The organism is Acetobacterium wieringae (genome assembly GCF_001766835.1).
Taxonomy (GTDB): domain Bacteria; phylum Bacillota; class Clostridia; order Eubacteriales; family Eubacteriaceae; genus Acetobacterium; species Acetobacterium wieringae.
Window position 1 is genome coordinate 68603 of the sequence record NZ_LKEU01000033.1, and the last position, 22523, is coordinate 91125.

Genomic DNA, 22523 nt, shown 5'->3' on the forward strand with positions numbered 1-22523 from the left:
TTATCTCAGTTAATCATTAATCTGCGAAAGGAGTTATCATTGAATTTAAATGGACACGATCTTTTTAAGGCATTTCATCGCATTAAAAAATCAAGCATGGGGCGGATTCATAAAGAATTTATGCAGGATCTCAAACCCCATGAGTTTTTTATGTTAAAAACCCTTAAAAAAATGTATGAAGAAGAACAAAAATCAGCCCTGACTAATAATCTTCCGCTGGCCCCCGGGGTTAAAATTTCCCAGCTCAGTCGGGAAACCGCCATTTCCATGCCTGGCGTTTCTCAAACCATCTCAACATTGGAAAAACATGGCTATGTGGAACGAATTGCTTCCAGCAAGGATCGCCGTCTGGTTTATGTAAACCTCACTGCCGCAGGCCGTCAGCTGGAAACCGATGTATCAAAATCCTGCTTCCAAATCTATGATGAAGCCGCCACCCTGCTGGGTGAAGAAGATGCCCAGGCGCTGGTGCGTTTATTAGACAAATTAGCGGTCGCCTTTGATCAGATTGATCAAAAACAATGCGGTCTGAAACAAAAAGACCAATCAGAAAGGAAAACAACATGATCAAGCTTTCACGCTATTTAAAACCCTATCTGGGGGTGCTGTTCATTACCCTGGTGCTGCTTTTTGTGCAAGCGATATCCGATTTGAATCTGCCCAACTACATGTCCGATATTGTCAATGTCGGCATCCAGCAAAACGGGATCGAGCATGCCACCCCGGAAGCCATCAGTGAAGACGGCTATACCCTGATGACAACCTTTATGACTGCGGATGATCAGCAAACGGTAGCCGATAACTATCTGCTGATGAACCCGGAGGATACCAGTAATCCCAATTATGAGAGCACCCTGGAAAAATTTCCGGCATTGGAAACCGAGAGTATCTATGTGCTGACCGATCCGACTGCGGAAACCTTTGCCACGCTGGATCCCATTTTTGGCGAAGCTACCTGGACATTTATTAATTACATGCGTTCGCTGGATACCGGAGCCGCCGATGCCAGCGCCTCCGAAAGCATGACGGACCTGGATTTTACCCAGATTTATGCAGCTCTGCCAATGCTGACGCAGTTGCCTTCATCAATCTTTGATGAAGCCCGGGACCAAGCTGCCCAAACGCCGGAATCGATGCAAATTCAAACCGCCGTTCAATTCACCAAACAATTCTATATTGAACTGGGTGTCGATGTTGGTGCCATACAAAATCTTTATATCTTAAAAATTGGTGCACTGATGCTGCTGTTATCGTTAATTGCCGCTCTGGCATCAATTTTAATCGGCTTCTTTTCAGCCCGCACCGCTGCCGGGGTTTCCCAAAACCTCCGCCAGGATGTTTTTCGAAAAGTCCAGTGCTTCTCTAATACCGAATTTGATCAATTCTCAACCGCCTCACTAATCACCCGAAACACCAATGACATCACCCAAATCCAGACGATGCTGATTATGGGCATCCGGATTCTCATCTATTCACCGATTTTGGCCATTGGCGGGATTATTATGGCACTGCGCCGAACCACCTCGATGGGTTGGATTATCGTTGTCGCTGTCGTGGCGATCATGCTCCTTATTGGGGTCGTTTTTACCGTTGCCATGCCCCGTTTCAAACTGATTCAGAAACTGGTTGATAAACTGAATCTGGTCACCCGGGAAAGCCTGACCGGCTTGATGGTCATCCGCGCTTTCGGCAACCAGAAATTTGAAGAAAACCGTTTTGATGCGGTCAATAGGGACACCACTGCCAATAATCTCTTTGTCAACCGGGTGATGGTCTTTATGATGCCAACCATGATGTTTATCATGAATGGTGTGACCCTCCTGGTTGTCTGGGTCGGAGCCCAACAAATCGCTGATGCCGCCATGCAGGTTGGTGATATGATGGCCTTTATGCAGTACACCATGCAGATTATCTTCTCCTTCCTGATGATGTCGATGATGTTTATCATGATTCCCCGGGCCGCCGTTTCCGGCGATCGGATTCAGGAAGTGTTGGCGGTTAAACCCAGCATTGTCGATCCGGCTACCCCCAAAGAACTGCCGATGAACGCCCAAACAACCCTCGAATTTGACCACGTCTCGTTCCGCTATGAAGGCGCTGAGGAAGATGTCCTTCATGATATCAGCTTCGCAGCTAACCCCGGCGAAACCACCGCTTTTATCGGGTCAACCGGTTCGGGTAAATCAACCCTGATCAATCTGATCCCCCGCTTCTTTGATGTGACTGAGGGTGCGGTCAAAATCGATGGTCTGGACATCCGGGAGGTTACCCAACATGATCTGCGGGAAAAAATTGGTTACATTCCCCAAAAAGGGGTGCTTTTTTCGGGTACGATCGCTTCTAATCTGCGCTATGGCAATCAAAATGCCAGTGATGACGATCTGGCCCTTGCGGCTCAGGTTGCTCAGGCCGCCGACTTTATCGAAGGCAGTCCTGATGGTTTAGAGCGGGAAATCGCCCAGGGTGGCAGCAATGTTTCCGGCGGTCAGAAGCAACGATTATCAATTGCCCGGGCGCTGGTGCGCAAACCGGATATCTATATTTTTGATGATAGCTTCTCGGCTTTGGATTATAAAACCGATGTGGCGCTGCGCCGGGCTTTAAAAGAATACACCGGTAACAGTACGGTGCTGATTGTCGCCCAACGAATCAACACCATTATGCATGCGGAACAAATCATCGTTCTGGATCATGGCCGAATCGTTGGCAAGGGCACCCATCACGAACTTTTAAAAAGCTGTGCCACCTACCAGGAAATTGCATCCTCACAATTATCAGAGGAGGAACTAAACATATGAGCGATCAAAATAATCTCAAAACACCAAAACGCGGCCCCATGGGCGGCGGCGGAATGGGCCGGGGCCCCGGTGGCCCCGCTGGCATGATGCCCGGCGAAAAAGCCAAGGATTTTAAGGGTAGCCTTAAAAAACTGGCCTCTTATCTGTCGGTCTATAAAATCAGACTCTTCTTTGTGCTGATCTTCGCCGTTGCCTCGACGGTCTTTATGATTGTTGGACCAAAAATTCTGGGTAATGCCACCACGGCTCTTTTTGAAGGGGTTATGAATCTAATTGCCGATAATGGCAAGGGCATCGACTTTGGCTACATCAGTCAGATTCTGCTACTGCTCCTTGGACTCTACGTCATTGCGGCGCTGTTTTCCTATATCCAGGGCTATATCATGACCGGCATTTCGATGAAAGTCACCTATGAACTGCGACGCAATATTTTTGCCAAAATTAATCGTCTGCCCTTTAAATATTTTGACAAAACCAGCTATGGCGAAGTGCTGTCCTTTCTGACCAACGATATTGAAACGGTCAATCAGACCCTGAACCAGAGCGTCACCCAAATCATTACCTCAGTAGCTACTCTGGTGGGTATACTGATCATGATGTTTTCGATCAGCTGGCAAATGACCATTGTGGCGCTGTTGATCGTACCGATCTCATTTGTGGTGGTGGTAAACATTGTTAAAAAATCCCAGCCACATTTCAGTGAACAGCAAACCTATCTGGGCCACATTAACGGCCATGTCGAAGAAATGTACGGTGGTCACAACGTGGTTAAGGCTTTTAACGGCGAAGAAGCTTCTTTTGAAACCTTTGACCATTATAACACCACCCTTTACAGCTCAGCCTGGAAGTCCCAGTTTTTATCGGGACTGATGATGCCAATGATGAATTTTATTGGTAACCTGGGCTATGTGGCGGTTTGTATTCTCGGCGGTTATCTGGCCGTGAATGGTCGCTTAAGCGTTGGGGATATCCAGGCTTTTATCCAATATGTCCGCCAGTTTACCCAGCCGATTATGCAGATTGCCAATATCTCAAACATTCTGCAACAAACCACCGCTGCCGCCGAACGGGTCTTCGCCTTTCTGGATGAAGCGGAAGAAGTGGAAGAAAGCACTACGGCGTTTGATCTGGCAAGCGTTTCCGGTCAGGTCGACTTCGACCACGTGAACTTTGGTTATCATCCCGATAAACCGGTTATCAAAGACTTTTCGGCCCACATTAAAGAGGGTCAGAAGGTCGCCATTGTTGGCCCTACCGGCGCCGGCAAAACCACCATTGTCAAACTGCTGATGCGTTTTTACGATGTCGAATCCGGGGCCATCCTGGTGGACGGCCACAATATTGTGGACTTCAGCCGGGGTGATCTGCGTAGCCTCTTTGGGATGGTCCTCCAGGATACCTGGCTTTACAATGCCAGCATCCGGGACAATATCAAATACGGTCGTCTCGATGCCACTGATGCCGAGGTTGAAGCGGCGGCCAAAGCCGCTCAAGTGGACTATTTTGTCCACACTCTACCGGATGGCTATAACATGTGCTTAAATGAAGAAGCCAGCAATGTCTCTCAGGGTCAGAAACAGCTTTTGACCATTGCCCGGGCCATTTTAGCTGATCCGAAAATCCTGATTCTTGATGAAGCCACCAGCTCGGTGGATACCCGTACTGAAGTGCTGATTCAGAAAGCCATGGATAACCTGATGGAAGGACGAACCAGCTTTGTCATCGCCCATCGCTTATCGACCATTAAAAATGCCGACCTGATTCTGGTAATGAATGAAGGGGATATTGTGGAACAGGGCAACCATGCCGATCTGCTGGCTGAAAATGGCTTCTATGCCAAGCTTTATAATTCGCAGTTTGAAAAAGCGGAGGAGCTGGAAAATGAATTGGCTGAAGATTTATTGGCGGTTACTCCGATGCTTAGCTAATTCATCGCACCGATTCTTTCAAATAACAGGGAGCTGTCCGGGTCGACATACCGATCCGAACAGCTCCCTGTTTTAATGTAACGTTTTTTAGTTTCCCTGATCAATCGCAATCGCTTCGATTTCTTTGCGAATTGACAAAAATGCATCAACCAGGATCGGATCAAATTGCAGGCCCCGTTCGTTTTTGATAATGTCAAAGGCCGTATCAAAATCATAGATCTCTTTATAGGGCCGAGCCGACGTCAGGGCATCAAAGACATCGGCAATGGCCATAATCCGGGCGCTCAGAGGAATCGCTTCGCCCGATAAAGCATCCGGATAGCCCCCGCCAATCCAGCGCTCATGATGGTACCTGGCAACCTCGCAAACCATCTTATAATAATCTACATCATCAATTTTTGACAGGGCATTTTCTAAAATCTTCTGTCCATTTTCGGCATGTTTTTTCATCAGTATCCATTCTGCTTCTGTCAGTTTTCCCGGCTTATTCAAGATACTGTCAGAAACCATAATTTTCCCCACATCATGCAGCGGTGCCGCCGCATAGAGCAGCCGGATAAAGTGTTCATTAACGGTCTCCGGATAATCGCCATTTTGAAGCAGTACTGCCGCAATTTTTTCGGCGTAAAGACTGGTTCGGCGGACATGTTCCCCGGTGATGGTATCCCGGATTTCGATAATATTGGCAAAACTGATGATGACCTGTTCCTGAATCTCTTTGATTTGGGCGGTTTTCTGCACCACTTCCTGCTGTAGATCTTGTTGGTAATTAAGGATCAGTTCTTTGCGTTTTTCCGCTTCCGTGACATCCTGATACCAGATCACATAGCCGCGGATCTGGCTGTTGCGGCGGATCGTTCTGATCCGCGGTTCATAAATCCGGCTTTCACGATAGCATAAACTGGTTTCTTGCGCTCTGAGGATCTGATCGAGATCCGGGGAGATCTCCGCCAGACCGGTGTCTTTTTTGGCTTTGGCAAAATCCGGAAACAGTACAATGGCCTGTTCATTGACTTCTTTGTACTGGTAATTGTGATCAACCACGATGATGGCATCATCCATCGAATCAATGATCAATTGTTTGGCGGTATCGTTGATATCATAAATCTTGAGTCGATAGATCAGCACAATCAATAAGAGCTCGGAAATCAAAATGCCAATGGCTGCTATCTCAATTTGAATTGGCAGATATAATTTGCTCAGATGAATAGCTGCCGGAATTAAAGGTACCGCCACCAGAAGCAATGGCTCCCACCATTCCTTGTCTTTCCGTTTGCGACTTTGATCGATCACCACCACAATCAGCCCCACGACCACAGCTGCTTCCATGATCATGTAGATGGTATGAAGAATGCCATATTCTTTAAGCAGCACCGGCACACCGGTTTTATAAACAAAGGCATAGCTCTGATAAAACCAGTGGTGCAGATCCATCGTCAGGATCGCCCCAATTAACAGCAGACAAAGCAGGCCAAAGAGCGGAAAAAAAAGGATTGGTGCCTTAATCTTATAATAACGGACAAAAAACAGGACGAACAGAAAATAAAGACTACAGCCACCCAAATACATCAGTTTGTAAGCAATTATGATGGCTTCGGCCGAATTGGCCTGAATCCCCAACCAATATCCCAGCGATATTAAAAACGCAAAAAAAGCAATCAGGAGCATCAGCTTCTGCTCATCGGACGGTTTTTGAAGCGCCACACCGATAATACAGATGATTGAAATAACCAGTCCAATGGAATATAAAAGAAACAGCGAATCATAGATTGTCATATCAGCCAACATCCTTTATTGTAATCGAAATAAAACTAATTTCATGATATATTATTTTTTTGTGAACTTCAATAGAATTTATTACTAAATCCCTGCGCATCTTAAAAAGAGCTGTCTTTCTGACCTTTTTTGCTGCTGCTGACAACGTAAAAAAGCCAGTCTCCGACCTTTAAGCAAACTGTTTCAACAGCAAAGCCGTTGGAACGTCTACTTAGGCATCGAGGACTGACTGATATGTGACTGTTTATTGAGGCAGTCTGACCAAAAAACGACTGCCTTTTCCCGGCTCACTCTCCACCCCGATGGTGCCCCCGTGAAGCGTCACAATCCGCTGGGAAATGGTGAGTCCCAGACCGGTTCCAGGCGTACTGCGGGATTGATCGGCCTTATAAAAGCGATCAAAGATCTTTTTCTGGTCTTCCTTAGCGATACCCTTTCCGGTATCGGCTATTTCGATAACCACTTCTTTGGCGGTTTTGTGCAGCGCAATGCTGATGTGACCAGCTGTCGGGCTATGGTTAATGGCATTGGTCAACAGATTGATAATAACCATCGCCATCAGCTCGGGATCACCCTGGTAGATTGTATCATCCAACTGGATATCCAAATCGATATTTTTAGCTTCCCACTTTTCCTGTAGCAGCAAGATCACCCGCCGGATGGCTTCATCCAGGGCAAAGGCTTCTTTTCTCAAACCCAGAACCCCATTCTCCAGCTCCGAGAGTTTTAACACATTAGCTGATAGTTTCCATAGCCGGTCACTTTCGTCGACAATAATATCAATATATTCCTGCCGCTGGGTTTCCAAAAGATCGGGATCTTTTAAAAGCTTGCCAAAGCCTTTAATCGAAGCGATGGGGGTTTTAAACTCATGGGACACGTTACTGACAAAATCTCGATGGATATAGTCATTACGGGAAAGGGCAGCCGTCATGATATTAAAATTTTGCGCCAGCACGGCCAGTTCATCCTTTCCTCTAACCGTTAGCCTGACATCAAAGTCACCATTGGCCACTTTTTTTGTAGCCTCAGAAACCGCTTTAATCGGTCTGGCAATCATCGCAACCGCAATGACAATCAGCACCGATCCGATCAACAAGGTGACCAGCATGGTGGTGCGCTGAAGTTCCATAAAGCCAGCAATTTGATTTTTTTCCAGATTCGGCCGACTGACCACATAGCCATCCGCCAGTTTTCCCAATGCCATTGGTAAATCCTGGGCCTGGTGGGTATTCAGATAGACGATCTCCCCGGCTTCGATTTTTTTTTGCTCCGCATCGGTTAAGGTTACCCCCACTTCATCCAAGCTGGCAACAATCCGGGACACCACAATGCCCTGGCTATATAAATTGACAATGACATCATCCCCCAACTTTTCCTGATTAAGAATCTGAACTGCCTGGGCCTGATTGACCAGTTCTACCCGGAGCTGTTCGAGAATATTGCCCAGTTGTGACCAGTAAATCACGCCAAAGGTGAGGGTCGAGGAGAAAAAAAGCACCCCTAAAAAGGTCACCAGAAATTTTGTATAAATTGAATGAAAAATTTTATTTTTCATATAACTCCTTAGTCTCCACTATAAAACCCGGGACTTATATCCCAGGCCCTTAACGGTGATGATTTCGAAATCCTGATTGTGTTCCAGTTTTTCCCGTAACCGTTTGATATGAACATCCACCGTGCGGTGATCACTTTCACTTTCATAGCCCCATATTTCATCCATAATCTGAGCCCGGGTAAAAATCCGGTTCGGTGCCGACAATAGTTTAAACAGCAACAGAAACTCTTTTTTGGGGAGGGTGATGGTTTCATCCCCGATGCTTAAGGTCAAGGCTTCATAATCCAGCACTGTTTTTCCCACCACCAGCCGCTGTTCATTGGCAATTTTAGCCCGCCGTAATAAGGCAAAGACCCGCAGCAGCATTTCATCCATGTCCACTGGCTTAACCATATAATCATCGGTTCCCGCTTGAAAACCGGTTTTCTTATCATCGATGCTTTCCCGGGCGGTGATCATCAGGATCGGCAGCTCCAGGCCGCCGTCCCGCAGGGTTTTGGTTAAGGCATGCCCATCCATGTGGGGCATCATCACATCGGTGATCAACAGATCAATGTGGTTTTTTTCCAGTGCATCCAAGGCCATAACGCCATCAATCGCTTCAAACACCGAATAACCTTCTTTTTCCAGAACATCCCGAAACAGTCGGCGAATATGGTTGTCATCCTCGCAAATCAAAATACGAAACATTTTTTTCTCCTGTTTTTCTCCTAAATACTGCGCAGGGCATCAATCGGGTTGAGACGGGACGCCTTGCGGGCTGGCATGAAGCCAAAAACAACGCCGATGGCAGCCGAAAAGCCGATGGCCAACAAAACGGTGGAAGCCGTCAGAGCAAAACTGGTTCCAATCAGGTTGGCCACGACCCAGGCCAGGCTTACTCCCAGCCCAAAGCCAATGATGCCACCAATCAGACAAAGCACCACTGATTCAATTAGAAACTGGAGCTGAATCTGCTTCGGCTCTGCTCCCAGGGCCTTGCGCAAGCCGATTTCACTGGTTCGTTCAGTGACCGAAACCAGCATCATGTTCATAATTCCAATCCCCCCGACGACCAGCGAAATTGAGGCGATGCCACCCAGCATCATCGACAGAATACTGGTCATTTCTGCTATGGTCTCTAGAATACTCTGCATGTTTACAATCGAGTAGCCATCATCATCACCGTTAAAAGCTTTGGTTAAAACCCCTTCAATTTGCCGGGTGGTCGTGTCCGCCAGAGCCTCATCAGCAATGTAAACAGTCAAGCTGTTAATGTACTTGGCGCCAACGACCCCCATAGCGGTGGTGTAGGGAATCATCACTGCCTTATTGGTATCCGCCTGAGCAAAGCTGTCCGATTCCTGTAAGATGCCAATGACCTGATAGGTAATGCCGCCGATTTTTATTTCCTGGCCAATGGGGTTTTTCCCGACATAAAGTTCGTTGGCAATATCATTTCCAATTAAAGCCACCCGGCTTTTATTTTCAGTGTCAACAGGATTAATGATTCGCCCAGCCGAAATGACATCTTCAGTGTTTTGAAAGTAAACATCATTTTTTCCCTGGAGGCTGATCTCATCCATGGTCTTGCCGTCGAAAGCCACCGTCGTTTGGCCGGAAATGGTCGGGGCAATTCCTTCAATATTTGAAAGCTCAGAAATTTTAGTGACATCCCCCTGGGTCAGTCCCTGTTTCAGCGGTGTTCCCTGAACCTGAATGGTCACGGTATTAGCCCCCATTGAGGCCACCTGATCGGTAACGGTGCTGGTCGCTCCCGAGACAATGGTAATCAGGGCAATCACCGATCCCACCCCGATAATAATCCCCAGCATGGTGAGAAAGGAGCGCATTTTATTGCTGATGATATTTTCTAACGCCATTTTAATACTTTCCTTAAGCATTGTATACCCCCTCGCTGAGATTCCCATCAACAATCCGCACAATCCGGCTACCATTTTTAGCGACATCGCCATCATGGGTAATCATCACAATGGTTTTTCCTTCCTGATACAGTTCTTTAAACAGTTCCATAATCTGATGACCGGTCTGTTGATCCAGGGCGCCGGTGGGTTCATCGGCCAGCAAAATGGTTGGTTCAGTCACCAGCGCCCGGGCAATGGCCACCCGCTGCTGCTGACCGCCGGATAACTGATTGGGCCGGTTTTTCATTTTTTCGGCCAGTCCCACCCGTTTTAAAATATCGGCACTGCGGAGCTGTCGTTCTTTCTCCGGGACACCAGCATAAATCAATGGCAGCTCGACATTTTTCTGGGCTGATAGTCGGGGCAATAGTTGGAACTGCTGAAAGATAAAGCCGATTTCCCGGTTACGGATATGCGAAAGCGCCGTCTCCGGCAGATCCTCAATCCGTTCTCCGGACAGATAATAGCTGCCACTGGTGGGTACATCCAGACAACCAATAATGTTCATCAAGGTGGATTTGCCCGAGCCCGATGGGCCCAGCACCGATAAAAAATCACCCCGATTGATTTTTAGATCAATGCCTTTTAGAACCACCTGCTCCTCATCACCCATGGTATACGTTTTAACGAGATTTTTCATTTCCAGAATTTTTTCTTTCATCAGATTCCACCGCCGCTTTCTGGTCGCTGGAAGGTTGTTGCCTCGGTGGCGTCCAGGATGGGCACACAAACCACCTCATTCTCGCTTAAACCGGTGATGATTTGAATGTTAATGCCATCGGTAATCCCGGTAGTTACCGGGCGCTGCTCGGGATCCGTTGACTCGCCCTTGACCAGCACATAAGTCATATTATCCTCCCCAAATAAAATAGCCGTCACCGGAACCATCACGGCATTTTCGACCTGCTCTTTTACAATAACCACCTCTGCATTCATGCCAATGCGAATTTGCGGATCCCCTAAAAAATCTACAATCGCAGTAAAATAAGCGACCCCATTTTCATTTTTAGCTTCCCGGCTGATTTCACTGACAGTGCCCGGAACACTACGCCCGATGCTGTCAATATTAATGGTAACCGGAGCCCCAACGCTCAGCGTTGACAACTGATACTCGTCGACTTTGATGCTTAACTGAAGGTTATTAAAATCAACGATTTCCATAATTTTCTCCCCGGCAGCCACCGTATCATCGACCTCATAAAAAATATCGGCGACTTCTCCAGCCACAGATGATGTGACGATATCCCCAGTGACGGGTTCATAAAGATCAGTGTCTTCAGCAATCAGTTCGCCTTCGCTGACATATAGCTCACTTATTTCCAGGGTACTGGTCGCAACAATCGCTTCCCGGGACTGACTCTCAATGACCCCTGTAAAACGGTTGTCATTAATAATATTACCCACTGTAACGGTGGTTTTTGTGTACTGAGTCGTTGCCGAATCTGCCAGTACCTGATAGCCCAAAAATCCTCCGCCAATCATCAACACCCCAATGATACTACCAATCACAATTTTCTTTGTACTTCCTTTTTTCACGTCGATCCTCCACTTACTGAATTTATTTAGTATCGGCATTCTAACCAATCAATATGAATTAAAAATGAACCCATTGATTTTATTTTTTGTTGTTTATTACAGTTTTTGGGTATCTATATGTTACTAAAAGAAATTAAAGGAGGATGTGACAATGTTAGATGATAAATTAGATATGATGGAAGAAAAGATACCCGATGATAACACAGAAAAAAAACCCTTTTATTACTCTAAGTGGTGGTTGTTATTGTGGTGCCTTCTGCTTTGGCCAATTGGATTGCTAATGGTTTGGGGCTATTACGCCAACATGCATAAAAATGAAATGCCCCGAACTCGACTGATCAAAGATAATTTAGAGGATATATAAGCCGAATAACCGATACAAACCTTTGAATAACCTTAAAATATTGATGATCTCGTTTTCAGGAAGTAGTCCCTATCCTTGATAAAAAGTCTGTTTCATGTTAAAATGAGACAACTTAAATACGACGAACATAAACTCACACAACCACCATGAATAATCATTCCTGGTGGTTGTGTCATGATAAAAAAGCATTTATACTATATCAGGTAGTTATTTGAACCGAACAACACAACTTGTTTTCGGTTCTCAAAACGATCGATGTAACTGAATATAAAGGAGAAATTAAAGAGAGATGGTTTCACAAATTTTTACTCTGTTATTTATTTTAGGTATCCCGTTTTTTATTTATGGTATCTATTATCTCGGAATTGGCTTATTTGGATATACCAAACACAATAAATATACCCTCTCCCCTCCCAAAAACCGCATTGCTGTGGTGGTTGCCGCCCGAAATGAGGCTGCGGTTATTGGAAACCTCATCGAAAGTCTGCATCAGCAGGATTATCCCAAAGAACTGATGGATGTCTATGTGATTCCCAATAACTGCACTGACAATACCAGAGAAGTGGCCCTTGAACATGGTGCTAAAATCATGACCTGTACAGCAGAAGTCAAATCAAAAGGAGCTGCCCTTTCCCAGTTTTTTGATTATATTTTTGCCGAAAATGACATCTATGATGCTTTCTGCGTTTTCGATGCTGATAATCTGGTCGATAAGCACTTTGTTTCGACCATGAATAATGTTCTTGAATCAGGTGAAAAAATTGCCCAAGGCTACCGGGACAGCAAGAACCCGGATGATTCCTGGATTTCTGGTTGTCAGTCCGTGTTTTACTGGACCTTAAACCGCTTTATGAACCTGGCCCGTCACAAACTCGGCTGGTCAGCCACCTTAAATGGTACCGGATTTATGATGCATGCTGATGTCATCAAAAAAGAAGGATTTAAAACGTTCAGTCTGACTGAAGATATCGAATTTACCACCCAGTGCATTATTAAGGGCTACCGGGTTGCCTGGGTACCTGAAGCCATTACCTATGACGAGCACCCGATTGCCTTTGATCAATCCTGGTCCCAGCGTAAGCGTTGGTCGACTGGTACCATTCAATGTTTTAACCAGTATTCCCAACAGCTCATCGATGCCGTGATCAACGATAAAAACCGTTGTGCCCTGGATATGCTAATGTTTCTGGTTTCCCCCTTTATGCAGGTGCTGACCTGTATCTATACCATTTGTTCATTTATCATCCTGGGTATGCTCTTTGTCACCACCTCTGTCTGGTCCAACGCTTTAACCTTTGCCATCCTCTTTTCAGTTGGTGGTGTCATCTTCAGTGTGGTCTTTACCGCCATGGTATTATGGCTGGAAGGTAAAAAGATTCGTCAGATTAATAATGTTTCGGTTTTTTCTTTCTGGTTATATCTGGCTTCCTGGATTCCCATTAATGTTTTATGTTTTATCAAACCAATCGAAATCTGGGAACCGATTGAGCATACCAAAAGCATCAAAATCTCACAATTAGTCGAATAAGCCAGCAAGGATGATCTTCGGATCATCCTTGCTTTTTTAGACTGATTAATTTTTATCGTTTCACTCGGTTTCTTCACTCGCCTGGCGCTGTTGTGCTGCCTCGGTTTCAGAGGTTTTGTCTAATCGGATCTCAACTTGCTCATCATTCGGAGCTTCGATGGCTTCATCGATTTCTTCAGCTAATGCTGATTCGTCCAGGACTATCTCCATTTCCGTTTCATCTTTGATTATCCGTTCTTTTTTCGCAAGCACAATCAATAGTACCAAAGCTCCCAACAATCCCAGCAGAATAATCCAATAGCCGACTTCTAACTGCAGGGTAAATGCCAGGGCCACAAAATTTGCCTGACCACTGATATAGTTTGCAATAAAAGTTCCCACATCGCCAAAGGTACCCGTCAGTATCGCCCGTAAAGTCTCCATAATACCACTATTTACCTGACTGGCCAGACTACTGAGCTGTTCATTAATGCGGTTATTGGCAACAGCCGTACCAATTCCAACTCCTAAAAACAACACTGACAGAACCCCGGATATAAAAATTGACAGTTTAATACTGGCCCGTTTATACAGAATCAGTGCCATTAAAGCAATGACAACAAGGAAAAGAATCAAGATTCCGCCATTAGCTGTGGCTTTATAGGAATCGATGGTGGCCATGGTCGCATTGACCTGATCCATGGACTGCCGGGCCGAAATGGTGATATCATTAACCTGGCTGGCAATGTTTCGGGCACTTTGGATGACATTCCATAAATCTTTGAGAATCCCATTGATCGCCTCGCCATTATTAAAACGGGTTATCACAATCTGTTGAACCTGAGGATCTACCAGGTAGTCCAACGCCGGACTTGCTAAGGCTTCGTTGATGCTACTGACATAGCCTTTATCAGGCAGTGGACTTCTTAAAATATCAAGCACCGACTGATCCAATACTTTGATATTTCCGAGGGGCACTCCATAGATCTCAAATTCGTCAATGGGTTCCTGCAGTACAAAGTCACTCAGCGAAAAATTGATCATATCATACTCCGGACTAATGACTTCCAAGGTATTAGTCATGATCCCGGTGACAGAAGCACTCATCTTTGCACTCATAAATGGCAAGAAAAAGCCAGCCAGAGCCAACAGTAGGCACAGCAAGGCTCCGGTTCGCAGCTTATTCTCCATAATCTTTGTTTTGATCCAGTCAAACCCATTCATAAACCACTCTTTTACTATCACTTTTTACCCCTCCTGATCGTTTTTTTCAATTATACCCTTAATTTTAAAGCGTTATCATCGAAATATAAAAACCACCTCAAAGAGATGGTTTTTTATATTTAAACTCTATTTTAATGGTTTTTGCAATTGCCATTACAAGACCTTGTTCAGGAAATTGATGGTTCTCTGATTTTTAGGATTCCCGAAGATTTCGCTGGGTGGGCCTTCCTCAACAATAAAGCCTTCATCAATAAAGATCACCCGATCGGCAACTTCTCGGGCAAAGCCCATTTCATGGGTAACGACGATCATGGTCATCCCATCTTTTGCCAGCTGTTTCATAACATTTAAAACTTCCCCAACCATTTCAGGATCGAGGGCCGAGGTGGGTTCATCGAAGAGCATAACATCCGGATTCATGGCCAAGGCCCGGGCAATCGCTACCCGTTGCTGTTGTCCCCCGGATAACTGTTCCGGATAAACATTGGCCTTCTCTTCCAGATCAACGCTTCTTAGTAGTTTTCGTGCCGTTTCTTCAGCTTCTTCTTTGGTTTTAAGTTTAAGGGCCACTGGCGCAAAGGTAATGTTTTTCAAAACTGTCATATGCGGGAAGAGATTAAATTGCTGAAAGACCATTCCAATATCCTGCCGATATTTGTTGATATTACCATCGGCCCTGGTGATATCATTCCCATCGACCTCAATGGTTCCACTGCTAGCTTCTTCCAGGGCATTAATACACCGCAATAAGGTGCTCTTTCCCGAACCAGACGCACCAATAATACAAATCACTTCCTGCTCTTTAACTTCCAGGTTAATATCCTTCAGGACTTCTAAATCGCCAAAACTTTTTTTGAGATTCTTAATTTTTACTTTTCCCATAAGACATTTTCCTTTCAAGTCGTTTTGAGATCTTTGATAAGATCATAATGATCACAAAATACATCACCGCAACGATCGCCCATACCTCAAAGGATTGGAAGTTATTGGCAATAATCAGTCGCCCGGTCTGGGTTAATTCGGTTACCCCGATGACCGAAAGGAGTGATGTATCTTTCAAGGTAATAATGCATTGATTGATCAGTGCTGGTGTCATCGTTTTGACTGCCTGAGGCAGAATGACACTCCGCATCGCCATTCCGTAGGGTAAACCCAGGCTCCGGGCAGCTTCCATCTGCCCTCTGCTGATGGACTCGATCCCGCCCCGGAAAATTTCGGCGAGATAACCGCCAGCGTTCAGGCTAAGGGTGATAATCCCAGAAATTACCGGATCTGATTGAATTCCCAAAACCTGTGGAATCCCAAAGTAGATAAAAAACGCCTGTACCAATAATGGCGTTCCCCGAACAATATCCACATATACCAGAGCAATTGCTCTCAAACCTTTTTTCTTTGATACTGACAAGAGACCAAAAACAAGGCCTAAAATACCTGCAAAAAATAGCGAAATAATTGTTATTTCAACCGTTAATACCAATCCTGCCATCAGGCGGGGCCAATACTGTACAATTAATTCTGGAATACTCACGTCAACCTCCTTCAATAGTTTGAGTTGTCCAACAGTCTTTACTCACACGCAAGAAGTCACGCAAGTAAACACTTTTAGATAACTTAGAGAAATCATCTGCCAGAAGTGTATGCTGACAGATGATTTCAAATTAATAATGTGTTAAGTTTTTTCTAACAGATTATTTTTTGATATAGGTGTCCAGGATTTCCTGATACTTTCCATTAGCCTTCAAGTTAGCCAATCCAGTATTAAACATCTCAATCAACTCTGGATTTTGACCTTTTTTCACAGCGAAACCATAAGAACTTCCTTTTTCCATGTCAGTAACCATTTTAAGTGGTACACCACTGGCAATGGCATCGCCGACAACTGGATAATCTTCAAACAAGGCAACTGAATTTCCAGCTTTTACATCTTCATACATGTTGGCTGAATCCGGGAAAGAAACAGTTGTAAATCCATATTGATCTTTGATTGACTCAGCAAAGGTTGCCCCTTCCGTTCCGGTTTTAACTGCTACTTTTTGTCCTTTTAAATCTGCATAAGACTTAATTGTGTCATTTGAAGCAGATACTGCCATTACGACACCTGAGTCAAAGTATGGTTCGGAAAAATCAAAGGTTTTTTTCCGTTCATCGGTAATACTCATACCGGCGATCATCCCATCCGATTGACCTGTTGATACTTCACCCAGAGCAGCATCAAACCCAACGGCCTTTAATTCATATTCGAAACCCTGATCTTCAGCAATTGCTGCTAAAAGATCGATATCAATTCCGACCCGTTCACCCTTTTCATTTTCATACTCAAATGGTTTAAAGGTTGTGTCTGTAGCGATTACATATGTCTTCGTATCACTGCCAGTTTTTGTTCCGCTGGAACAAGCAGCTAATGAAAATACCATTGCCGCTACCATTACCAAAACACCAAGCTTTGCGATTCTTTTCATTTCTTTTCCTCCTAATAATAATAAGTTTTGGTGCATCTTTAGCCAATACACCCACTTTCATACAGGTAGCAGTATATCATTTTTATAAAAACTTCGCAATAAAAAAAACCATCGATTATAGTAAAGGATGGTTTAATCTATTCTTTAGTATCAATATGGAGACGACTTCTTAACTTCATTTGTACGCCAAGCTCGTACACGCTCAGCGTACAATCAGATCATCTCTTTTCATCAGCTTATTGTGTTTATTCTTCCGGATTCTCAGTCAGATATTTGCGGATCGACTCGTAGTCCCCTTCAGCCACGATGAATTCGGCCTCCAGATTTTCCAGCACTACTTCTTCCGGGAGAATCTCAACCTCTTTCTCCACTGGCGCTCGGTTTCGGGCTTCAACCAAAAGCAAATCTTTTTGATCCAATGCAATCTTGCGCTGGTTCAGGCCCGCTTCAATGATATCCAAATCATTGATCCGTTTATTAATCAGTTTGGATAGCCGAATCAGATCATCCAGAACCTCATCAACAACGAATTGTTTATCAATAATCATTTTCAACTTTTCGCGAATCAGATTACCGGCGGCCACAATTTTTTCATCCCCGGCAATGGGTTCATAGTTTTCCACTTCTTTCTGAAAATCACTGATAGCCCCCTGGAGATACTGGGTTTCCTTCATTGATTTTTCGATCTCATGAAACAAATAGCCCAGTCGCCGTTCAATGGAAAGAAAGCCCTCTTCGTTATCATCCACTTCTGTTGTTTTAATTCCGGCAGCACCTAAATTATTGACTGCCATTTTTTGAAGATCAGATTTTTTTTCTTTAACTGATGGTAAATCACCAAACAGCTCCGTGCTGCTGTTTTTAGGAACTTCGATTAACGGCTTCTGAGTTGACAGTATCATGGTCGCTTCCGGTGCTTGATTACCCATCGGCGAGTTTGCCTCAATCCCCACTGCTTTTTTCCCGTCTGATTCCATTGGGGGTAATCCTGCTGGCATTTTTTGTGACGATTGGTCCTGGCTTACTTGTTTTTGTCGGGTTCCACTCATAGCCTCAGTTTGACTTAATGGCGGTTTGTTTTCTTTTTTTAAATTTTCTTTGATTTCATTGAGAAAATCACTGGTCTGATAGCGTTTTTCCTCTGCAACAGCCCTCGGCTCATCAGCTCTGGGGGACTCCACATAGCGTTGCTGTCCTCTTTTTTCATTTTCCAGCAAACTGGTAAAGATGCTGTCGTACTCTGACTCTTCTTCATCATTTCGGGATAACCAGGTTTTTTTATCGCTTTTCACTTTTTTCCCTGAATTTTTATCCATTTTTACCGGTTCCTGTTTTTGATCATTACTCCGGTCTTTTTTAGCCGTCTTCTTTTTTTCTTTCTTAGGCATTCGTGCTTCATCTGAAGATACACTCTGTTCTCTGGTATAATCATCATCTTTACCAATCAGAACCCACCATAACAGATGACACAGCGTTATCATTAAGAAGTCCGCCACAGCCAAACCAATAAAAAATGTTGTCGGTACATCTGGAATAAGAAAAAAGCACATCGTAAAAATAATTCCGTTGCCAAGAATTGTAATCCCGCCGCCGATGAAGGGAATATTCTTTCGCAATAAGTTTCTGTTTAAATCGTACAAAGCCAGCACAATTGTCTTAATCCCGACAAAGAAACCCATCAGAATAATATAAGCATTGGCGTTTTCAAGTGTCATTAAAACCTGATAACCCAATAAAAAAGCATAGCCAGCGATTGCCAAGCCAATGATATCAAAAATTAACAAACCCCAGCATTTACCAAAACTTAATTTCATCAAATCACTCCTTGCTGTCATTTATAAAGATTGTTCCATCGTTTTCTCGTGAACTACCCTTATCAATCGTTACTTTTCCAAAGGTCGACGTCAGCGCATCCAAACCTTCCGTGTTGCGATACAAAGCTTCAATTTCCTGAAGCTTCTGATATTCACGATTCAGTGTCTCTTCTTTTCGATTCACTTCTTCGTGTCGCTTTTTCAAAATAGCCAGAGCCGTCCCTAAGGAATCCAGCATATCCTGAACCATTTTTTCCCGCTTTTCAATATTGGCCAGCTGGATATTCAACTCATCGGCTTTATAATTGGGAATTTCACCTTCACTTTTCAAAAAGCGGGATTCTTCTTCCTTCAAATCATCGAAGACCCGCTCGAAATGGTTGGCTTCTGGGCGCAGAGCGGTAGCCCCAGCTGCGCTTTTCTCAGGTTGTGCTGGGCCATTTTGAACCGTTTTGAGGATTAGTGATTTTAACTCTTCATCTTTTTTTAAAATCAGTTTTTCTAAATTTTCAATGCGCGATTCTACATATTCAAAGTACTCATTCTTTTCATTGAGTTCCTGTTCGTTTGCCATATTAACCCTACTCCTATATTCGCTATCAATCTTTGCATCTATTATAACAAAGTTTTCCTAAAATGTATAATAAGATTTAATGTTTGTTTTTTCTATTTATATTATTTTTACAAATATTTACATTTATGATATAATAGCCTACCAGTAGTCGTAAATTGGCGTAATCAGAATTTATTTTTAAGTAAAAGATGGGAAAACACTTTGCAAATTACCGGCACCGATGCGTCTGTAAAACGATCTGCAAACAGAGTTCTTTCCCAACGAGGTAAAAATTTGAACGATAAAAAAAAGAGTGTGATTAAAAACAGACGAAATCCAGGCTCAAAAAAGACATCCAACACGAATCCAAGGCCTGATACCCGTCCCCTTAAGACCATTAAATCAGAAACAAAAGCGAAACCCAAATCAAAGCAGTCAAAAACAAAGCCGGTAATCTTACCCAATCCATTACCAAAGAAAAAGAAAAAATCCAATGGCTTTGTAAAAAAGTTTTTCCGTACTATTCTGCTGATCATTATTTTTCTGATGGCCACCGCTTTTGCCGTTAACGCCTTTTTCTTAGGGAATGTCACCAGCGACCTGAAAGGAAATTTAAGCAAGTATGGAATCAGCAGTGAAGCGGCTAACTTTGCCAAACAGCATAAAATTGTTAATGTTGCCGTTTTCGGCGTCGACGGTCGTGATGATGTTGAAGGTGACCGAACGGATACCATCATGATAGCAACTGCCGATTATGAACATAGCAAGGTCAAGGTGGCCTCGCTGATGCGTGATACCTATGTTTATATCGACAAAAAATACGAATATGATAAACTCAATGCCGCCTACGCCTATGGCGGACCGGATTTAGCCCTTAAGACGATCAATCAGAATTTTGATACCACCATCACCGATTATGTCACCATTGATTTTAACGCCATGGTTTCAATGGTCAACGCCGTCGGTGGGGTCACCATCGATATTGAAACCGACGAAGAGCTGGAATGGGTCAATGAATATCTGATGGATGTCAATGAAAAAGTAGAAACCGGTTCCCCCTTTCTGGAAGAAACTGGACCCCAAACCGTTGATGGCTCCCAAGCCCTGGCCTACTGTCGAGTTCGGTATGTCGGCGATGGCGACTTTGATCGAACCCTGCGACAACGGGTTGTTTTTGAGCAGGTCTTGTCAAAAGCTCTTGATCTGGATCTTCAAGAACAATATAATCTGGTAATGGCGACCTTACCCTATGTGGAAACTTCCTTGAGCACCCTGGAGATGCTCAAATATGGTGCCAATCTGGCCTTAATGCCCTCAAAAGATATCGAGCAAAGTCGCTTCCCCACCGATGACCTGATTTCCCTGGATATGCTCGACGGGGTTTCCTATGTTGTCCCCAACACCTTAGCCGAAAACATTGAAGCCTTTTATCAATTTGTCTACGAAACCGACTATACCCCTTCGGATACTGCCTTAGAGATTAGCGATGAGATCAAAACAGCTGTCAAAGGCACATCGAATTCATCCGGATCTGATGTGGAAGAACTGTCCTATTAAAATCATAAAGCCACCTGCTGTCCTTGACAACGGGTGGCTTTTATTTTTGGTGCGCTTACTTTGCGATGAATTATCTTTGATTTTTCCGGATTATGGCTGGCGAACGATATTGGGAACACCAAAATAATCAGCCAGGGCACGGTTTACCCAATGGTTGGGATCTAATTGGACATCCTTTAATCCATACATCCCATTGTGACTGGACAGGGGGACAATTTCCGGCACCTGAATCAGAGCTTCATTTTGGTGTTCTTCAATGATTTGAACCCGAGCGACATATTGTTTATTAACTGTAATGGCATCGATGCCCACGTACCCCCAGGACATGATGTAAAATAACAACACTGCCAAACCGGGAATGATTACAAATTTCCTGATCCGTTCTTCGGTCATTTCGAGTTGCCCAAAAGCATATACCACAGCAATAATCAGAAATGCCGCCAATCCAAACATCGCCCGAGGCGGAAACTTTGGTGGTGCCAGCATCACAAACATGGCCGCTGCAGCTGCCACAGTAAAAATCCCAAAATTCACCCATGCGTTTCGATCTTTTTCATTTCTTAGCATGACAAAAGCAATCGCCGCCAAAATCACCAGCGGCATCAGGGCATAAAGATTATAGGCAAAATATGAAAGCCGGGTGATAATCGGGTTTGATCCCACCATCATGGTGACCTCGGCAACCGCCGATTCATTTGCCACCCGCAAACTGTTTCCTGGTGCAAAAAGCATACATAAGAAGCCAGCGATTGAAAACAATAACCCCGTATAAGCAAATGCAGGAATCCGAATTTTGCGTTTAATGTTAACGCCGCAGTACAGCAGCATAATTAGAATCATCCCACCTGCCGTATTTTCATTGGTAATCCCACTGGTAAAAAACAAGGGAATCATCAACACGGCAAACCAGATGCTGTTTAACAGCCTGGTCTGTTTTTCTTCATACAGCCGGAATGGCAAAAGTGCCAATAGAATAATGGTACCACACCATAAATAATTGCAGGAGCCGGTTAACCACATCACCGTCTGACCAAACATTGGGATAAAAAACCAGACTAAGATTGTCGTTAACAACACTAATTCAAAGCGGATTCTGCGACCCATTGCCAAAAAGTAAACCGCCAGACAAAAGACAATATAGCAGAGGCTGTTGGCCACATTAAAAACATCTTTTCCTAAAAACATGAAGAGTTGTGTCAATGTTTCAGCCACCACCCGCCCTCCCCAGGTCATGTAATAGGAAATCTGCGAGGTAACGATATCCCCAAAACTCATTACCGGCGTTGAGGTAGCAAAAATAAATGTATAGACAAAATCATCAGCAATCAAAGGGGTTTTGCTGTTTAAAAACACCATGTAAGCAAATGTAACTGCTACTATTACCCAAAAGAGAATCAGATTCGTTTTTCGGGATTCGATTAAATTTTGAATCGCTCGATTTCCATATTTTTTTCCAAAACGGTCACTATTCATCATTTCACTCTACCTTCTAAACACCGATTTGCGCCATGCACTTGATCCGTTTATGATCACTCGAAACAACGC

At 44.2% G+C, this 22523-nt stretch carries 19 protein-coding genes; 6 read left to right on the forward strand and 13 right to left on the reverse strand.

What is annotated here, in order from left to right:
• The first annotated feature begins 39 nt into the window (after nucleotides 1-39).
• The 3 genes from ACWI_RS11500 to ACWI_RS11510 are packed head-to-tail and all read left to right on the forward strand — an operon-like array spanning nucleotide 40 to nucleotide 4726.
• Nucleotides 40-567 carry a MarR family winged helix-turn-helix transcriptional regulator gene (locus tag ACWI_RS11500; RefSeq protein ID WP_070371584.1) on the forward strand — a complete coding sequence of 176 codons (528 nt, stop codon included), beginning with the start codon at nucleotides 40-42 and terminating at the stop codon, nucleotides 565-567.
• Nucleotides 564-2798, forward strand: coding sequence for an ABC transporter ATP-binding protein (locus tag ACWI_RS11505; protein ID WP_070371585.1), 2235 nt, complete (start codon nucleotides 564-566; stop codon nucleotides 2796-2798). Before ACWI_RS11500 ends, ACWI_RS11505 begins: the two co-directional genes overlap by 4 nt.
• Nucleotides 2795-4726 (forward strand): ABC transporter ATP-binding protein, encoded by a 1932-nt coding sequence (locus ACWI_RS11510; protein WP_070371586.1) that lies wholly within the window; start codon nucleotides 2795-2797, stop codon nucleotides 4724-4726. The genes ACWI_RS11505 and ACWI_RS11510 overlap by 4 nt, the downstream gene beginning before the upstream one ends.
• 87 nt (nucleotides 4727-4813) lie before the next feature.
• On the opposite strand, the gene ACWI_RS11515 is transcribed toward ACWI_RS11510, so the two are convergent.
• From ACWI_RS11515 to ACWI_RS11540, 6 genes are all read right to left on the reverse strand, one after another.
• Nucleotides 4814-6502: an HD domain-containing phosphohydrolase gene (locus ACWI_RS11515; protein WP_070371587.1), complete on the reverse strand. Its 1689-nt coding sequence runs from the start codon at nucleotides 6500-6502 to the stop codon at nucleotides 4814-4816.
• A 244-nt stretch (nucleotides 6503-6746) separates the two neighbouring features.
• Complete coding sequence (locus ACWI_RS11520) at nucleotides 6747-8060, reverse strand: sensor histidine kinase (RefSeq protein ID WP_070371588.1); 1314 nt, start codon at nucleotides 8058-8060, stop codon at nucleotides 6747-6749.
• Nucleotides 8061-8078: 18 nt separating this feature from the next.
• Entirely contained in the window at nucleotides 8079-8750 is a 672-nt protein-coding gene (locus ACWI_RS11525; RefSeq protein WP_070371589.1) for a response regulator transcription factor, read from the reverse strand.
• A 20-nt stretch (nucleotides 8751-8770) separates the two neighbouring features.
• Nucleotides 8771-9943 carry an ABC transporter permease gene (locus tag ACWI_RS11530; RefSeq protein ID WP_070371590.1) on the reverse strand — a complete coding sequence of 391 codons (1173 nt, stop codon included), beginning with the start codon at nucleotides 9941-9943 and terminating at the stop codon, nucleotides 8771-8773.
• Nucleotides 9936-10625, reverse strand: coding sequence for an ABC transporter ATP-binding protein (locus ACWI_RS11535; RefSeq protein ID WP_070371591.1), 690 nt, complete (start codon nucleotides 10623-10625; stop codon nucleotides 9936-9938). Before ACWI_RS11535 ends, ACWI_RS11530 begins: the two co-directional genes overlap by 8 nt.
• Nucleotides 10625-11500, reverse strand: a complete 876-nt coding sequence (locus tag ACWI_RS11540; RefSeq protein WP_070371592.1) for an efflux RND transporter periplasmic adaptor subunit — start codon at nucleotides 11498-11500, stop codon at nucleotides 10625-10627. Before ACWI_RS11540 ends, ACWI_RS11535 begins: the two co-directional genes overlap by 1 nt.
• A 151-nt stretch (nucleotides 11501-11651) precedes the next feature.
• On the opposite strand from ACWI_RS11540, the gene ACWI_RS11545 reads away from it, so the two are divergent.
• Both ACWI_RS11545 and ACWI_RS11550 read left to right on the forward strand, forming a co-directional pair.
• A complete protein-coding gene (locus ACWI_RS11545) occupies nucleotides 11652-11864 on the forward strand; it encodes a hypothetical protein (protein ID WP_070371593.1) in 213 nt (70 codons plus the stop codon).
• A gap of 289 nt (nucleotides 11865-12153) precedes the next feature.
• A complete protein-coding gene (locus ACWI_RS11550) occupies nucleotides 12154-13392 on the forward strand; it encodes a glycosyltransferase family 2 protein (RefSeq protein ID WP_070371594.1) in 1239 nt (412 codons plus the stop codon).
• 60 nt (nucleotides 13393-13452) lie between these two features.
• On the opposite strand, the gene ACWI_RS11555 is transcribed toward ACWI_RS11550, so the two are convergent.
• From ACWI_RS11555 to ACWI_RS11580, 6 genes are all read right to left on the reverse strand, one after another.
• Nucleotides 13453-14616 carry a hypothetical protein gene (locus ACWI_RS11555; protein ID WP_139142361.1) on the reverse strand — a complete coding sequence of 388 codons (1164 nt, stop codon included), beginning with the start codon at nucleotides 14614-14616 and terminating at the stop codon, nucleotides 13453-13455.
• A 132-nt stretch (nucleotides 14617-14748) separates the two neighbouring features.
• Nucleotides 14749-15477 (reverse strand): amino acid ABC transporter ATP-binding protein, encoded by a 729-nt coding sequence (locus ACWI_RS11560; protein ID WP_070371596.1) that lies wholly within the window; start codon nucleotides 15475-15477, stop codon nucleotides 14749-14751.
• Nucleotides 15458-16123, reverse strand: coding sequence for an amino acid ABC transporter permease (locus ACWI_RS11565; RefSeq protein ID WP_070371597.1), 666 nt, complete (start codon nucleotides 16121-16123; stop codon nucleotides 15458-15460). Before ACWI_RS11565 ends, ACWI_RS11560 begins: the two co-directional genes overlap by 20 nt.
• Before the next feature lie 160 nt (nucleotides 16124-16283).
• Nucleotides 16284-17090 carry a transporter substrate-binding domain-containing protein gene (locus ACWI_RS11570; RefSeq protein WP_338076041.1) on the reverse strand — a complete coding sequence of 269 codons (807 nt, stop codon included), beginning with the start codon at nucleotides 17088-17090 and terminating at the stop codon, nucleotides 16284-16286.
• A 209-nt stretch (nucleotides 17091-17299) separates the two neighbouring features.
• Entirely contained in the window at nucleotides 17300-18868 is a 1569-nt protein-coding gene (locus tag ACWI_RS11575; protein ID WP_070371599.1) for an MFS transporter, read from the reverse strand.
• A gap of 4 nt (nucleotides 18869-18872) precedes the next feature.
• A complete protein-coding gene (locus tag ACWI_RS11580; protein ID WP_070371600.1) occupies nucleotides 18873-19442 on the reverse strand; it encodes a hypothetical protein in 570 nt (189 codons plus the stop codon).
• A gap of 273 nt (nucleotides 19443-19715) precedes the next feature.
• Here ACWI_RS11580 and ACWI_RS11585 point away from each other — a divergent pair, with 273 nt between their 5' ends.
• Nucleotides 19716-20978, forward strand: a complete 1263-nt coding sequence (locus ACWI_RS11585) for an LCP family protein (protein ID WP_070371601.1) — start codon at nucleotides 19716-19718, stop codon at nucleotides 20976-20978.
• A 90-nt stretch (nucleotides 20979-21068) separates the two neighbouring features.
• Here ACWI_RS11585 and ACWI_RS11590 read toward each other — a convergent pair whose 3' ends face one another.
• Nucleotides 21069-22454, reverse strand: a complete 1386-nt coding sequence (locus ACWI_RS11590) for a DUF3329 domain-containing protein (RefSeq protein ID WP_070371602.1) — start codon at nucleotides 22452-22454, stop codon at nucleotides 21069-21071.
• Nucleotides 22455-22523 lie beyond the last annotated feature (69 nt).